General features: G+C 57.5%; 14 protein-coding genes. 11 read left to right on the top strand and 3 right to left on the bottom strand.

What is annotated here, in order from left to right; translation table 11 throughout:
- The first annotated feature begins 133 nt into the window (after nt 1-133).
- The 6 genes from pxpB to AC58P5_RS13585 all read left to right on the top strand — a co-directional run bounded on the left by pxpB (nt 134) and on the right by AC58P5_RS13585 (nt 6,423).
- The gene (pxpB, locus tag AC58P5_RS13610) at nt 134-955 is read left to right on the top strand and encodes a 5-oxoprolinase subunit PxpB (protein ID WP_497387241.1); all 822 of its coding nucleotides are present in this window, start codon (nt 134-136) and stop codon (nt 953-955) included.
- Nucleotides 952-1,968: a 5-oxoprolinase subunit C family protein gene (locus tag AC58P5_RS13605; protein WP_497387239.1), complete on the top strand. Its 1,017-nt coding sequence runs from the start codon at nt 952-954 to the stop codon at nt 1,966-1,968. The genes pxpB and AC58P5_RS13605 overlap by 4 nt, the downstream gene beginning before the upstream one ends.
- A 3-nt stretch (nt 1,969-1,971) precedes the next feature.
- A complete protein-coding gene (locus tag AC58P5_RS13600; protein ID WP_497387237.1) occupies nt 1,972-2,739 on the top strand; it encodes a LamB/YcsF family protein in 768 nt (255 codons plus the stop codon).
- Between the two features lie 1,039 nt (nt 2,740-3,778).
- The gene (locus tag AC58P5_RS13595; RefSeq protein WP_009676152.1) at nt 3,779-4,075 is read left to right on the top strand and encodes a CD3324 family protein; all 297 of its coding nucleotides are present in this window, start codon (nt 3,779-3,781) and stop codon (nt 4,073-4,075) included.
- Nucleotides 4,076-4,273: 198 nt separating this feature from the next.
- A complete protein-coding gene (locus tag AC58P5_RS13590) occupies nt 4,274-4,651 on the top strand; it encodes a response regulator transcription factor (protein ID WP_497387235.1) in 378 nt (125 codons plus the stop codon).
- Nucleotides 4,652-4,689: 38 nt separating this feature from the next.
- Complete coding sequence (locus tag AC58P5_RS13585; protein WP_497387233.1) at nt 4,690-6,423, top strand: diguanylate cyclase; 1,734 nt, start codon at nt 4,690-4,692, stop codon at nt 6,421-6,423.
- A 127-nt stretch (nt 6,424-6,550) separates the two neighbouring features.
- Here AC58P5_RS13585 and AC58P5_RS13580 read toward each other — a convergent pair whose 3' ends face one another.
- Entirely contained in the window at nt 6,551-7,426 is an 876-nt protein-coding gene (locus tag AC58P5_RS13580; RefSeq protein WP_497387231.1) for a PhzF family phenazine biosynthesis protein, read from the bottom strand.
- Nucleotides 7,427-7,659: 233 nt separating this feature from the next.
- On the opposite strand from AC58P5_RS13580, the gene AC58P5_RS13575 reads away from it, so the two are divergent.
- Both AC58P5_RS13575 and AC58P5_RS13570 read left to right on the top strand, forming a co-directional pair.
- On the top strand, nt 7,660-8,070 hold the full coding sequence (locus tag AC58P5_RS13575; RefSeq protein ID WP_497387229.1) for a DUF2203 domain-containing protein: 411 nt from the start codon (nt 7,660-7,662) through the stop codon (nt 8,068-8,070).
- 48 nt (nt 8,071-8,118) lie between these two features.
- On the top strand, nt 8,119-9,771 hold the full coding sequence (locus AC58P5_RS13570) for a copper resistance CopC/CopD family protein (RefSeq protein WP_497387227.1): 1,653 nt from the start codon (nt 8,119-8,121) through the stop codon (nt 9,769-9,771).
- 348 nt (nt 9,772-10,119) lie between these two features.
- On the opposite strand, the gene AC58P5_RS13565 is transcribed toward AC58P5_RS13570, so the two are convergent.
- Together AC58P5_RS13565 and AC58P5_RS13560 are read right to left on the bottom strand one after the other, a co-directional pair.
- Nucleotides 10,120-11,313, bottom strand: a complete 1,194-nt coding sequence (locus AC58P5_RS13565) for a DUF418 domain-containing protein (RefSeq protein WP_497387225.1) — start codon at nt 11,311-11,313, stop codon at nt 10,120-10,122.
- Between the two features lie 106 nt (nt 11,314-11,419).
- Nucleotides 11,420-12,208, bottom strand: coding sequence for a lipid II flippase Amj family protein (locus AC58P5_RS13560; protein ID WP_497387582.1), 789 nt, complete (start codon nt 12,206-12,208; stop codon nt 11,420-11,422).
- Between the two features lie 373 nt (nt 12,209-12,581).
- Here AC58P5_RS13560 and AC58P5_RS13555 point away from each other — a divergent pair, with 373 nt between their 5' ends.
- The 3 genes from AC58P5_RS13555 (at nt 12,582) to AC58P5_RS13545 (ending at nt 15,593) form a co-directional block, all read left to right on the top strand.
- Nucleotides 12,582-13,562: an ABC transporter substrate-binding protein gene (locus AC58P5_RS13555; RefSeq protein ID WP_497387223.1), complete on the top strand. Its 981-nt coding sequence runs from the start codon at nt 12,582-12,584 to the stop codon at nt 13,560-13,562.
- 189 nt (nt 13,563-13,751) lie between these two features.
- Entirely contained in the window at nt 13,752-14,444 is a 693-nt protein-coding gene (locus AC58P5_RS13550; RefSeq protein ID WP_497387221.1) for a response regulator transcription factor, read from the top strand.
- A gap of 36 nt (nt 14,445-14,480) precedes the next feature.
- On the top strand, nt 14,481-15,593 hold the full coding sequence (locus AC58P5_RS13545) for a sensor histidine kinase (RefSeq protein ID WP_497387219.1): 1,113 nt from the start codon (nt 14,481-14,483) through the stop codon (nt 15,591-15,593).
- The last annotated feature ends 150 nt before the right edge of the window (nt 15,594-15,743 follow it).

The following is a 15,743-nucleotide window of genomic DNA, read 5'->3' as shown; positions in this document are numbered from 1 at the left end:
ATTACAATATCAAATATAAGGAGTCCGTTGATTCCTTCGTCTTTCGAAAAAAGATCTCCCGCCAGAGGTCTTTTTTTCATGTCTACTAAATAATACACGGCAGGGGATATTTTGAAACGGGGAGACGCAAAAAGTGGAGCCTAAATGCAGTTCTGCAATCGTTTTCGAGCCGCTTGGAGACCAAGCGGTTGTACTCCGTCTGGGTGAAAGCATATCCGAAGACATACACCGGCGTGTTCTGGAGGCGGCGGAAGCGATAAGCCGCAGCCCGTTTCCGGGACTAGTCGAAATCGTACCTACCTATACAACGGTCACGGTCTGGTACTCCGTCGTAGAGGCGGCGGTAGCCGCCGGAAGGCATTTTTCTCCTTCGGAGCTGGAAGAAACCGAGGCTATGCTGGCAGGCGGAGAGCCTGTCGTTTACACGTGGATCTGCAGGCATCTGGAGCGTGTTCTGAAAACGGGTGCTGCGGAGCATTCGGTTCTCCCAGCTTCTCCTTCGCGGGAAATTTTTATTCCGGTATGTTATGGAGGCTCCTTCGGTCCGGACCTGGAGGATACCGCACGTGCGCTTGCCATGAGCCCGGAGCAGGTAGTCCGGCTGCACAGCGGAAGCGTGTACCGGGTCTATATGATCGGCTTCGTGCCCGGATTCCCTTATTTGGGAGGACTTCCTTCTTCACTGGCTCTTGGCCGGAGAGCTAATCCCAGACTCGCCATTCCGGCCGGATCGGTGGGAATCGGAGGCAGCCAGACCGGAATCTATCCGCTTCCTTCTCCGGGGGGCTGGCATATTATCGGCCGTACGCCGCTTGATCTGCTGCGGACGCGGGAAAATCCTCCCGTGCTTCTGCAGGCGGGGGATACGGTCCGCTTCGTGCCTGTAGAGGAAGCGGAATACGGGCGGCTGTGCCGAGAAGAAACGGATATTTCTAAGGAGGGGAACCGCGGATGAGCCTGCTTGTCGAAAAACCCGGGCTGTATACGACCGTGCAGGATACGGGGCGCTTCGGTTTCCGCCGCTTCGGTTTTGTCGCCGGCGGGGCGATGGACGCCTTGTCGATGCAGGCGGCCAACATTCTCGCGGGTAATCCCCGGCATGCGGCCGTGCTAGAATGGACGCTGCAGGGCCCCCGGCTGCTGCTGCTTCAAGATACGCTCGCCGCGTGGTGCGGGCCGGAGCTTGCGGTATACGCCGGCGGGGAACCCGTTCCCGGCTGGCGGCCCGTCTATATGCGGGCGGGGACGCTGCTTGCGCTGGGCAGCACACGCAGCGGATGCCGCGGCTATCTTGCCCTTGCGGGAGGCGTCGACGTTCCGCTTGTGCTGGGCAGCCGGAGCACCTATACCCGCGCCGGACTGGGCGGGTTGGAGGGGCGGCCGCTTCAAGCCGGCGATGAACTTCAAGCGGGAAGGCCGTCTCCCGCGGCGGAACGGATGATGGCAGAGCTCCGGCTCCAGGCTTCCGCTGAAGGCAGGGAAGTTCAGGCCGCCCCGTGGGAGGCTTCCTTGGCCGTAAGACCTGGCGGGACGGCGGGGGACCCCGCGGTTCTTCGTGTCGTCCGCGGAAGTGAGAGCGGCCGATTTAAGGGCGGTCTGGACGCCCTGACCGCGAATGTTTACCGCGTGCAGCCCCAATCGGACCGCATGGGCTGCCGGCTGCAAGGCCCTGCCCTGGAGCTGTCCGTTCCGGGCGAGCTTGTATCGGAAAGCACGGCGCCCGGGACCATCCAGGTTCCGCCGGACGGACAGCCGATCGTGCTGGCCGCTGACAGCCAGACGACCGGCGGGTATCCGCGAATCGGGCATGTCATCAGCGCGGATCTGCCGGTTCTGGGCCAGCTTGCTCCCGGCGCGTCCGTGCGTTTCGCGGAAGTGACCCTGCATGAGGCGCAGGCGGAGCTTATGCGCCAGGAAATGAACCTGAGGCTGCTTCAGACCGGAGTATGCGCAAGGATGGGGAGATAAGACATGTTCACGATCGATTTGAACTGCGACATGGGTGAAAGCTACGGCGCTTACCGGTTCGGCCGGGACGAGGAGCTGCTGGAAAGCGTGTCCTCGGCGAATATCGCCTGCGGGTTTCACGCGGGAGATCCCGGCGTCATGCGCCGGACAGTGGCGCTTTGCCTGGAGAAAGGCGCCGCCGTCGGCGCGCATCCCGGGCTGCCCGACCTGGCCGGCTTCGGCCGCCGGGAGATGGCGGTCGGCGCCGAAGAAGTCTACGAGCTGACCTTGTATCAGCTCGGGGCCCTTCAAGCCTTCGTACAGGCCGAAGGCGGCACTCTCCGCCATGTGAAGCCCCATGGCGCTCTGTACCACATGGCGGCCGCACGCTGCGATCTGGCCGATGCGGTCGCCCGGGCGGCGCTGCGCGTCAGCGGCGGCGGTCTCGTGCTGCTCGGGCCTCCGGGCAGCGAACTGCTCCGCGCCGGGAAGGCGCATGGGCTGCGCGTAGCGGCCGAGGCGTTCGCCGACCGGACGTACCGGCCGGACGGCACCCTGACGCCCCGGACGGAGCCGGGAGCGCTGCTGAGCGATCCGGCGCAGGCGGCCGCCCAGGTGCTGCGCCTCGTGCGCGAGGGCGCCGTGACCGGTGCGCGCGGCGAGACCGTGCCGCTGACCGCGGAGACGGTCTGCGTGCACGGGGACGGCCCGCACGCGGCGGCCATCGCCCGCTCGGTCCGGGCGGCGCTGGACGAGGCGGGCGTAGCGGTCCGCCCGCCGTGGGGAGCATAAGCGGCACCGTGCGAGTTTCAGTGCGCGGAGAGGCATCGCATGACGGGCGGCCAGTCGCAGCGAGCGCAGAGGCACCGCATAACGAGGGGCCAGTCACACGCGGTTGATGCTTGTCCTGCGGACAGCGCCGCTCGGCTGGGCAGGCTCCCCGGACTGATAGCGCTGGCGTCTGGAGTCAGCGGACGATTCGCTGCGGCCGCTTGTCCGAGGCCATCTTAGAGAGCCGGTGCAGGTGTCCTTTCGAAGTCAGAATGCGGCCCGTTGTCTCCGGGTTGAGGCGGGATGTGCAGTTCAATTTGCCGAACCGCCTGAGCCCGGTCCCGAGGACCGATTCTGTGACCGACTGGCCGGCGCACTCGATCCGGTGTTCCGCCGGCTTAGGATCAAAGCGGAAGTCCGCGCTTTGGCTGATCTTCTGAAGATGACGCAGCAGGATTCGGACCGCATCTAATCCGAGCCCCGTTGCGAAATCCGATCCTGTTCCCGCCGAAGCGGAACGCCGCCAAGGAATTTTTGGAAAGAACGATTATAACGAATCTTCCCCTTGAGAACGGTCCCGCAGGTGTGCGTTAATAGAGATGCAGCCGGCCGGCTCCACTCTATCAGGAAAGGAGTGATTCGGAACAATGAACACGACAATGGAGGTGGCTTCTGCGTAAGCGGAAGCCCGTGTCGAACCGGGGGCGGCAGCGCCCCCGGTTTTTATTTTCCTGAAAGATATGTGAATATGCGTGACAAAAACGGGCCGACTCCATATAATTGGAAATAGTAAACCCAAAAAAACTAGGTGAAAGGAGATGTTTTCCATGAAGTTTGTTCAAACAGTAAGAGTGAAAGTCACCGTAGAGGTGCTCATTTTCTAACTGCTATCATCATGGAAGTACCGTTCACCTGTTTGTATATACATACAAGCTGCGGCACGATACCTATCGTGTATATCTTTCCTTATGAATGATAGCAGGTGCGGAAGATGAAGACCCTCTACGTTTGACGATGCGGTACGGATCATACACGACCAATTCGAGGAGGTTTTCATCCGATGAGTTACAAGAACGGCAAGGATATTCTTCCGGCCAGCTTGCTTAAAGAGCTGCAGAATTACATTCAGGGAGAGATCATTTACGTTCCGAAGAAAGAGAAGAAACGCGCAGGCTGGGGAGAAAATAACGGAACCCGCCTCATCATAGAACGGCGCAACCGCGAAATATTCCGGTTATACCAAAACGGTTCAACCGTGCTGGAGCTGATTCAGACGTTTCATCTATCGGAAGACAGCATACGCAAGATCATTGGAAAAACACGCGAGCGGCTGAAAGAAGCTGCCGCGACACCATAAAACGGCGACCTCTAAGGCCGCCGTTTTTCTGTGTCTTCCGGCTTCTTCCCCAGAGGCTGGCAATTTTTTTACCCGGGTCGGGCCCATGTGCTATTATAGATAAAAAGTTGCGGTGGATGGTTTATGGAAGGATTTCGGGAATTTTAATCGAACCCTATCGGTGTAGAAACAGACCGAAGACGAACGGGAGGAATGGGCTTGAATCCATACCGCATTTTGCTTGCAGACGACGAAGCCGCGCTCCGGTTTTTATTGACAGAGACGCTTTCGGACGAAGGATACGCCATCACGGAGGTTATGGACGGCAAAGAAGCGGTTGCCGAGCTCGTTAAGGAGCGTTACGATCTGGTCATTCTGGATTACATGATGCCGGAGAAAACCGGGGTCGAGGTGTGCCAATGGCTGCGCTCGGAAGGCGGAATCAACCGGGAAGTGCCCGTTATCCTGCTGACCGCCAAGGCTCAGGACAAGGACCGCGAGAAAGCGACTGCGGCCGGTGTCAGCACTTATATTGTCAAACCGTTTAGCCCTCTGCAACTGGTCGATACCGTGGAGGCTCTTATAGGCGGCGCGTGACAGCGATTACTCGATTACGAACGGAGTGAATCTCAACCATGAATCAACCGAGCTCCCGGGGGCATGGCGCAGATGCCAAGGGAAGAGACGAACGGCTGCTGAAGCAGGGGCGCAGGCTGTTCATGAAGGAATTGGCCCACCAAATCGCACAGATGGATGACCTGCTGGTGATTATAGCTTCCTCTCCCGAGATGAAGGATCTCCAGGACATGTACCGGATCGTTCACATGCTGAAAGGGAGCGCCCCCATGTTCCAGTTCGGGAGGATCGGCAAAATCGCCGAGGAACTTGTCCGCGTGTGGGAATGGACGCAGTCCCTTCATCCTTCTGCGGCGTTGACGGCGGATTTCACCCCTCTGGTCAATGAAAGCGTCAAGCATACGAGCGAATATATCCGTCATCTGCTGATGGAACACGATGTTTCGGTGATCGAGCTCGAGTTGGACGAACAGAAGGAAAACGGGATCGTACACAATATGGGCGGCAAAAGGCGCCTGTTGATCATAGACGATGACGATGTGCTGCGCACGTATCTGGTGCGGCGGCTTGAACTGGACGGCTACATAGTGGACGAAGCGAGCGACGTGCCGTCCGCGAAGCTGCTTTTGCGGCGGCAGTCCTACGATTTGATTACGCTGGATCTTATGATGTACCCGCAGTCGGGCTATGAGCTTTTCGATTTTCTCAAGGAAGATCCGACTTTGAAATGGGTCCCTCTGATCGTGTTGTCCGGCCGTGATGATTTAAGCGATAAAGTGCGCTGTTTTCATCTGGGTGCGGATGATTACGTAACGAAGCCTTTTCAATATGAAGAGCTGGCCGCACGCATTTACGGGATTGTGAAAAGAACCAAAAATTTCGAAGAGCTGGCCTTCCGCGATCCTCTAACGGCGGTGTTCAACCGGAGGTACTTCGATCACCAGATTCAGCTGGAGCTGGAGAGGGTGCAGCGCTATCCGTCCGCCATCTCGCTCGCCTTTATCGATATCGATAATTTCAAGCGGATCAACGACCGGCACGGTCACCACACGGGGGATCTGGTTCTTCAAGGCCTCGCCCATCTGCTGCAGACCCGGATGCGCTCGACGGACCTTGTTTTCCGTTTCGGAGGAGAAGAGTTTGTCGTGGTCATGCCGGGGACGGGAGCGGAAGCGGCGGCGGAGTCGCTGCGCGCGCTGCTCGAGATGGCGCATCTTCAGCCGATCGTGTCCGACGAAGGGGAGGACTACTGGATTACGTTCTCTGCGGGCGTGTCGTCCTGGAATCCGGATCTGTCCAACGACGAATGGATTCTGAGAGCCGACCGGGCGATGTACCGGGCGAAACAGGACGGCAAAGACCGGATCTATATCGAGGAGGAGACGGAAGCTGCCCCGGCCGGCATCGGAGGGAGCCTCCGGCGCCGTCCCAAGCTGCTCGTCGTGGATGACGATAAAATTTTGCGCGCCATCGTCGTCTCGGGTCTCCAGCACCTGCCTCTCGATATCGAAGAGGCGGCAGACGGAGAAGCCGCCTACGAGCGACTCCGCGAGGGCGGCATAGATTTGTGCATTTTGGATGGCATCATGCCCAAAATGAGCGGAATCGAGCTGCTGGAGCGTCTTAAAGCCGAACCGCCCGTGACGGGAGACATGTGCAAGGTGCTTATGCTTTCCGGTCGAAAAAAAGAAGAGAACGTGGACACGCTGCAAAAGCTCGGCGTTTACGAATACATGACGAAGCCCTTCTCGATGGTCGAGCTGGAGATGAACGTGAAACGGCTGCTGGATTGAGGCGCGTTTACCGGCTTCATTTAATTAAAAAAACATTTCAGCCTGCGGCAGGCCGAAATGTTTTTTTAATTTTGAAAGGTGAGCCGGGGACCGAATTGCCCGGTTGGGCTCAGATGCTAAGACCGCTTTACACGAGCTGTCCCTGCGCCGTAAAAAATACGCGTCCGCCGACATGTATGGCGAAGCGGCCGTCATTTTCGCTCCCCCGCAAATATAGCAAGGACGGGCGGCCGATCTCATAACCCTGCTCGACAGACGTTTCGACGGAGGGGCCGCCGAAATAGCGGTAACGCGCCAGGTAAGCGGCCAGGCAGCCGTTAGCGCTGCCCGTAGCCGGATCCTCCGGCACTCCGAGCTCATCGACGAACACGCGGGCGTTGATCCCGTTCGCGTTGTCGTAAGTCTCCGGGCAGAACGGCATGACGGGAACGGCGGCCTCGGCGGGGAGCGCGGCCGCCGCTTCGGAGCGGTAAACCGCGCTGCGCACGGAAGCGATGGTTTTCACGGGAATGAGGAGGAAGGGGATGCCGGTCGATACCACTTGGGCAGGGTAACGCTCGTCGATTTCCTCCGTTGCCAGTCCGATTACCGCTGCTGCGGCGGAAGCGGAAACAAGGCTTCCGAAAGAAGGCTGAAGCTGCTCCATCCACAGGACGCCATCGCTGCCGAACGTGACCGGAATGTTTCCGGCGGGAACTTTCAGGGTAATTTCTTGTGCATCGTGACTGTACAGGTGACGGACGATCCAGGCGGTCCCCAGACAAGGATGACCGGCGAACGGCAGCTCGCTGTTCGGCGTAAAGATACGGACCCGGTAGCTTCCGTCCGCATCCGGCTCCGGCTGGAGGAACGTGGTCTCGGAATAATTCATTTCACGGGCAATGCTCTGCATGTCCGGGGCGGACAGCGGCTCGGGACAAACGATGACGGCGAGAGGATTTCCCGCATATTTACTTTCGGCGAATACATCCACCACATAAAATTTCTGGCTGGACAAGCTCATAGCGGGGCCGCCTTTCTATGGAAAATAGGGTTTGACATGATTTTATTGAAATACTCGTTGAAAGTACAGCACAGAGACAGACGCAGAAGCAGGACTTCGCCCTTCATTCATGGAATTGTCATCTGAGTTTTCTTTTTCCTCCTTTTTCATCGCGTATACTGGAGAGGCTGACGGCTCAAGACATTCGATTCGGGGAACCTGTTTCTGGTACACTCATCTTAGGGGGTGAGTAAATGGCCAAACGATATTTTACGGTAGAGGAAGCCAATGCCCTGCTGCCTTCGGTGCAGGACCAGATTTCCGGTCTTAAGGAAATCAAGAAGAAGTTCGAGGACAAGTACACGGAGCTCCGTGAAAAAAGACAAGCGGTCCGCAAGCTGGGCGGGAATGAGCCGTACGATCCGCTCTTCGAGCTGGAATGCGATCTGGAATTTCTGCAGATCGAAGCCCGCGGAATGATTCAGCACTTTTATCATCAAGGAATCGAGCTTAAGGACATTGATTCCGGCCTGGTGGATTTTCCGTCCATTCTGGAAGGCGAGGAAGTCCTCCTCTGCTGGCGCAGCGGAGAGGAACGCATCGGTTATTATCATAGCCGGCATGACGGATACACGGGCCGCAAACCGCTTCCCGGAGACAGTTAGTTCCGGGAAGCGTGACTCACAAAATTGCGGGGGGCGAATGGACTGAACATGAAGGAAAAGGTAGTGAAGCCGGCTAGGCGGGCCTTTATAGCGGCTGGCCTGCTGTGCCTGCTCGTCATCCTGGGAGGATTGTTTCCCCGGGAGGCGTTTGCGCATGCGATTCTGACCGGGACGGATCCCGCTCCGAACAGTACGCTCGCGCAGGCGCCGGAACAGATCAAGCTGACCTTTAACGAGGCGCTTGAAGAAGGCGTCTACTATATACGCGTTCTCGATCAGTCCGGCGCGAAGGTTACGGACAATGCGGCGGCGATGACGAAAGACCGGACGGGGATCTTTTTGCAACTGCCCAAGCTGGACGACGGGCTTTACGTGGTGTCTTACCACGTCATCTCCGGTGACGGCCACCCGGTGGGCGGCAGTTATCCGCTCACGGTCGGCAAAGCGGCGCCCGCAGCCGGGAACGCCAATACGGACGGTACGTCTGCCGGGCACAACCATAATCTCGGCAGCACGGGCGTAGACGGGCTGATCCAATATGCGGCGCGCGGTCTATGGTATGCGGCGATGCTCGCGCTGACCGGCTGGCTGCTTTGGAGGCGCTCCGGATCCGGCCGCAGGCTGCCGGAGGACGTTTCCGCGAAATGGACGCTGAATCTGCAGCGTTTTTACCTGGTCGCTCTGCTTTTTGTCATTCTTACACATGTGGAGGCCCTCCTCGGCGACGGAGAACTTTCCCAGCTCGGCAGTCTGCTGACGGGCACGGGAATCGGCATATCCTGGCTGGTTTCGCTTGGCTTGTCTCTGGCGGGCTTTGTGCTGTTGGGACGAGCGGCCTGGCTGGATTACGTCTGGGCGGCCGCTCTGCTCGCGGTTAAATCCCTATCCGGCCATGCGGTAACGTTCCCGCCTGTCTGGGCAAGCATAGCCGCCGATTTTATCCATCTGGCGGCGGCGGCCGTCTGGGTAGGCGGCTTGACGGCGGCGGCTGCGGTGTACCGGAACAGACGGGAGGAGTTTACCTCCTTCCTGGGGCGCTTCTCCGGAGCGGCGCTTTGGTCGATTATCGCGCTTACCGTAAGCGGTGTTGTGCTGGCGCTGTTGTTCCTGCCGAGTCTGGACATGATTTTTTATACCCAGTGGGGTATTCTTATGCTCGTGAAGGTTGGCGTCGTCGTGCTTGTTGTAGGAACGGCCGCCTTCCTGCGCTATACCTTGAAGAACAAGCGGGATAGGGCGACAGCCAAGCTCTATAAGGTCGATTTCAGCTTTATGCTGATTATATTGGCCGTGGTCGGCGTCCTGACTTACTTGTCTCCGGCTCCCCCCAATGAGCCGCTGAACTGGCACGAGATGGGCAAAAGCGTCCATATGACGGCCGAAGTGTCACCGAAAGCACCGGGGACCAACACGTTCAAGGTGACGGTCTGGGTGCTGGATACGATGGGACCGCCCAAGCATGTGCAGATGAACGCCCAGTACGAGCCGAAGGAAGAGGAGGAGGCCACGCTGGCTCCTATCCAGATTCCGCTGGAGCTTCAGGAGAATCAGGAAGAGAACTGGCTGGAGGGGTACAACATGTACACCTATTACACCCAGGGACCTTACCTGCCGCTTCCCGGCAAGTGTACGCTGGAAGTCCGGATTATGGACTCCAACGACGACGAGGCGGTTTACAAGAAAGAATTCAGGCTTTATTAAACAGCGAAAACAGCCCCTTATGCTTGCCTGCATAAGGGGCTGTTTTTTTGCGGCTGCGGAGGCCGGGGAAGCGGCGGGGCCGGAGCGTGAACGTGACCCGTGGCGGCGGCCCGGACAGGGTGACGGAGGCTGAGCGCCGTCATGATCCGGGACCTAAACCGTTCTGTGGCGGCCTTGCATCTGCTGCCGTTGGACCGGCCACCGGGCCAGCGGGTTTGAGCCGCAAGCGCGGCGGGCCCGGTGATTTAGTATCGGCCCCGGAGCCACTCAGAGCCGCCAGGAGCTCCCGGAGCTTCCCGGATCTCCCCGGATCTTTCCGGAGCTTTCCGGAGTTTCCCGGCGATTCGTTCACCGGGTTTCCTCGCGTCCCGGCGACAGGCGGCCGTAGGTCCATTTTCTCCAGACCCATTCGGCGGGCCCGTAGCGGAATCTTTTCAGCCAGAATGCCGAAAAGGCGATCTGCAGCGGGTAAATGACGAGGCAGAGCAGGGTGCCCTGCCATAGGCTGACTTGACCGTACAGGCGGAAGCCGAGGAACAGAACGACGCAGAGGACCGTCTGTGTCAAATAATTGGTCAGCGCCATCCGGCCGTAAGGCTGGAGGAAGCGGAGCCGCCGCTGCCAAATCGGATTTTGGAGCAGCAGGACAAGGGAAGCGATGTAGACAAACGCCAGCGTGAACCCGCTCATGTAGACGAGGAAGAACGTCACGAGGCTCAGCTCGGTTTCCGCCCCGATAGCGTAAATGGCGGCGATGGCAGCCAAAAGCGGGATGCTGGCCGCGAGGCCCCGGCTGCGGATCCTGCGCCACTGCTCCCGGTGGGCGCTTGCGTCACGGAGCAGGCCGCTCTTACCGGCGGCAAGCCCCAGCAGGAACATGCCGAGGACGACGGGCAGCAGGGAGAGCTGACTGGACAGCGAGTCCCACACTTCGCTGCGCCAGTGCCAGGCCAGCCAGTCGGGCCAGGACAGCGTCCGGAAGGCATGGAGGCTTGCGGCGGCTTCGGCTTGCGTGTATAGGGGGCCTCCCAGCGAGGGGTCGATTCCTCCCCTCGCGTACGCGACCAGCACCACGATAAGGGCGGGCAGGCCGAGAATGAGCAGCAGGTAGCCGAGTACGAGGAGGAGTCCCCACGTGCGGACGGTTTCCGTTCTCATCCGGTAAAAAGCGGGGAGCAGGAAGCCTGTGATGGCGTAAAGAGTCAGAATGTCTCCTCTCCACAGAAGCGCCAGATGCAGGAAGCCGATCAGCAGCAGCACGAACAGGCGTCTGCGGAACAGGCCGGGCCCGTATCCCTTTTGTTCGGCGCGCGACATGAAGATGTAAAATCCGAGCCCGAACAAGAAGGAGAATATCAGATAAAACTTTCCTTGAACGAACAAATCGAACAGCAGCCGGAGCCATCTGTCCGCGCCGTGGTAGACCGCAAATTCGCTTCCGCTTAAGGTCGGCACATTGACCAGGAAGATACCGAGCAGAGCGAAGCCGCGGATGATATCGAGGGCGATGATGCGTTCAGTTCCTGCGGAGGGGCCGATCATGGAGGTAACACCGTCCCGTCATAGCCCTGAAAGGCGGATTTTTCCTCATCATACGTGAAAGAACCTCCGGTAGCAAATCGGAGGCTTGCGGCCGCATGTTCCCCCCTCAGAACAGCGTGAGCGCCCACAGAATGAACGAAGTGGCGGGGACGAGGAGCACCTGTGCCAGAATCGTTCCGGCCAGACGGGAGAGCATGAGGAGGCCGAACATTTTGTTTACGGCCTCCTGGCTGGCTTTGCCGTGCATCGCCCGGTCCGTCAGCAGCCCGACCTTCGGGTCGATCAGCAGCGTCATAATGATGGTGGCGATGCCGTTGATGAGGGCGGAGGACATGGTGGCCTGCGACTTGTTGTCGGGGCTGAAGGCCGACGCGTACAGGGCCGACAGGACGCCGACCGTATAGATGGCCGTAACGACGACATTGAGCAGCACGAGGCGTTTGGGCACCCCGCCGATCCGCAGGCGGGAGAGCATCTGCAGGCGGGGCGGGCGCAGGTGCTTGCGGGCCTGCTTGATGCCGTGCACGTTGGCCGTAGCTTTCAGCAGAAGCGGAATGGACCCCGTGACTTCGAAATGGGCGATCATCCGCGCCGACAAGGAGACGAGCGTCGGAAACAGCACGATCGCCAGGGCCGTTCCGACCGATGCCGACATCAGGACGAAGCGGAACGGGGCCAGCGCCAGATGGGGATCGGTTTGTCCCGCCTTATCGGCGATGCCGGAGATCATCAGGCCTTGTACCATGTTCGAGGTCCGCGAGATCAGGACGATCATTCCCGCCAGGGAAAGGGCGACAGCCAGTTTGGCGGTCCGGATTCCGGCCAGCCGGAAGGCGTAGGCGGACGTTTCGGCCGCGTGAATAATCAGAGTGAACAAACAGGCGAGGAGAAGCATGGTCAAGAGATATCGACTCTCCTTTAAAGGTATGGAATCGCGCCGTCGGTTAGGGCCGTATGCGGGGCTCTATCCGGGCAAGGGCCAAAGGAAGGACGGCACGATATGCCGAGCTGCTTTAACGGTCCGTTCATTTGGCGCGGTTTTTGCCGGAGTGTTCAGTTCCGTACGGTCTTTCTAGTGGAATTATACAAGGAACCCTTCCTTTAAGCGAGAGAGCGCGGCAGGCAAAGGAAGATTTTTACACGGGTATACGGAATCGTTTTAGCGGAAAAACGAGAGTTTTCAGGTTGACAACCTCGCTGTAAAAAGGTATTATTCCTTGTGAATGATAATCATTATCACCAAGAGCGGACAGGAGAGAATAAAACGAATGAAATCAGCAGCACGCAAATCTTACGTATTGTGTCTGATTGTCCTTGCGATGGCGCTTGCTTTGGCAGGATGCGGCAAAGGCAACCAGGCTTCGGATGGGGGAGCGGCATCGCCCGCGCCCGGAGATACAGCGAAACAAACGATCAAGGTTAAACATGCCATGGGCGAGACCGAAGTGCCGGCTGCGCCGAAACGCGTCGTCATTCTGACGAATGAAGGAACGGAAGCCTTGCTGGCTCTGGGCATCAAGCCGGTCGGAGCGGTTAAATCGTTCACCGGTAACCCATGGTACGACCACATCAAGGCCGATATGGAAGGCGTAACCGTCGTAGGCGACGAGCAGCAGCCGAGCATGGAAACGATTATCAGCCTGAAACCGGATCTGATCATCGGCAACAAAATGCGCCAGGAGAAGGTCTACACGCAGCTCAGCGCGATCGCGCCGACCGTGTTCTCCGAAACGCTGCGCGGCGAGTGGAAGAACAACTTCAGCCTCTACGCCGAGGCGGTGAACAAAAAAGCGGACGGCGAGAAATTGATCGCCGACTTCGACAAGCGCATTGAAGACTTCAAATCCAAAGCGGGCGACAAACTGAAAGAGAAAGTTTCCGTCGTGCGTTTTATGGCCGGCAAAACCCGCATCTATCTCGACGATACGTTTACCGGCATTATTTTCAAGCAGATCGGCATTGCCCGTACGCCTGTAAAAGCCAAGGATACATTCGTGGAGGAAATTACGAAAGAGCGCGTGCCGGAAGTGGATTCCGACCGTCTGTTCTACTTCACGTATGAAACCGGCGACGGCAACGGTACGAAGCAGGAAGAAGCGATTACCAAGGACCCGCTCTGGCAGAACCTGAACGTGGTGAAGAACGGCAAAGCCCAGAAGGTGAACGACGTAACCTGGAACACCGCGGGCGGCGTTAAAGCGGCTAATCTGCTTCTCGACGATCTGTACAAGTTCTACGACATCAAGTAAACATGACTGGCGAAGCTCCGGCAGCGCCAAGCGAAAACTCCGTCCTCCGGGCGGGGTTTTTTTACTGTGCTGCAGACGCTTATCTTAAAATAGTTTAAGAAATTCCACAAAATAGGATATGGTATCATTATGGATAAAGACAGAAAACGGGCGGTTGGTCAAACCGTTAGCCGTGTTGGAGGTACTGTTATGTACGGGGGAACGATCCTGCTTGTCGACGACGAAACCGAAATCACCAATCTTCTCGAAATTTATTTGAAAAATGAAGGCTACCGGCTGTTGAAAGCTTCCGACGGTGCCGAGGCTCTCGAGCTTTTGAACGAAAATGAAGTCGATCTCATCATTCTCGACGTCATGATGCCCCGGATGGACGGGATCGAGGCCTGCATGAAAATACGGGAAGAAAAGCATATGCCGATCATCATGCTGTCGGCCAAAAGTCAGGAGATCGACAAAATCACGGGGCTGAGCATAGGGGCCGACGATTATGTGATCAAACCGTTCAGTCCGCTGGAAATGCTGGCACGGGTCAAATCGCAGCTCCGCAGGTACCGGCAGCTCAACGGCCACCAGGCCAAAAACGAGAATGAAATTCTCATCGAAGACCTGCTCATTAATCTGGGAACCCATAAAGTATATGTGGAGGGCAGCGAGGTCAGACTGACGCCCAGAGAGTTTGCCATTCTTCATGTACTGGCCCGGAACAGGGGACAAGTGCTGAGCATGGAGCAAATTTACGAAGCCGTATGGGACGAGCCTTTTTTTGAATCGAACAATACCGTCATGGTTCATATCCGCAAAATCCGTGAAAAAATCGAAAAGGACCCGAGCCGTCCGCAAATGATCAAAACGGTCTGGGGAATCGGCTACACCATCGAATAAGTTCGGCTCTCAGGGGCAAGACTGGAGTGAACAAACTTGAAAAACAAATTTATCCACACCGTGCGCTGGCAGTTTATTTTCGTCTTTATTCTCAGCATTGTGTTCGCTGCGGGAACCGTGCTTCTCGCCTATCGGATAGTGAAATCGATCATCGGTCTCAGCTATTACTCGGGACCCCTCCGCTGGGTCGTCAACAACATCGGCTCTACGCCCGTGATAGTCGTGGTCGGGGGCGGGCTGTTTCTTGTTTATTTTTTTATTTTCAGCCGCAAGATTATCGGGTATTTGGAAGAGATCACACAGGGCGTGCAGGAAATCGCGAAAGGCAATCTCGACTATGAAATCGTGGCCCGTTCTTCCGACGAGCTTGGCGAGGTTGCGGAAACGATCAACGTCATGACCCGGAAGCTGAAAAAGTCTATCGAAGAGGAAAGAAAAGCGGAACGGACGAAAAACGAGCTGATCACGGGCGTTTCGCACGATCTCCGTACCCCTCTGACGTCGATTTTGGGCTATCTGGAACTGATTGAGACGGATCGGTACAAGGATGAAGTCGAGTTAAGATATTATACGCGCATCGCTTTTGAGAAAACGAAAAATTTGAACAAGCTCATCGACTACTTGTTCGAATATACGTCGCTGCCCGGCGAAGGCATCGAGCTTGAAATGAAGAAAGTGAACATCTACGGCTTTCTGAAGCAGCTGGCGGAGGAGTTCGTCCCGATTTTAACGAAAGCGGACATGACGTGCCGGGTGACTGCGGAGGACGACACGCTTTATATCCGGGCGGACGGCAGGCAGTTGGTCCGAGCCTACGAAAATCTGATCTCCAATGCGATCCGGTACGGCAGCGAAGGCAAGGTTGTCGATATCAAAATCAGCCGCAGCGGGCAGGAGGCTGTCGTGGAGATTGTCAATTACGGAGAGCCCATTCCGGAATCAGACCTGCCGTATATCTTCGAACGGTTTTACCGGGCGGAGAAGTCAAGATCGTCCCGTACGGGCGGAACCGGCCTGGGGCTGGCTATCGCCAAGAGCATCATCGAAATGCACGGCGGCGAAATAGCGGCGCGCAGCCACCGGAAGCAGACGGTTTTCGAAACGCGGCTTCCTCTGCAGCCTTCAGGACAACCGGGAACAGACAGCTAAGGAAGGCCGATCATTAGCGGCCTTCTTTTTTTTCTATCGGCAGGGAAATCCTTAAGTTTTCTTAAGAATGCTTTAAGCGGACGGTAAGCGGTCCTAAACCGAACCTTAAAATCTCTCTTGTATACTAGAAATCACGAGAACGCCGAAAGG

The organism is Paenibacillus sp. JT31N7 (assembly GCF_059692095.1).
The sequence above is the reverse complement of the archived record's forward strand: the minus strand, read 5'-3'. Positions and strand labels throughout refer to the sequence as shown.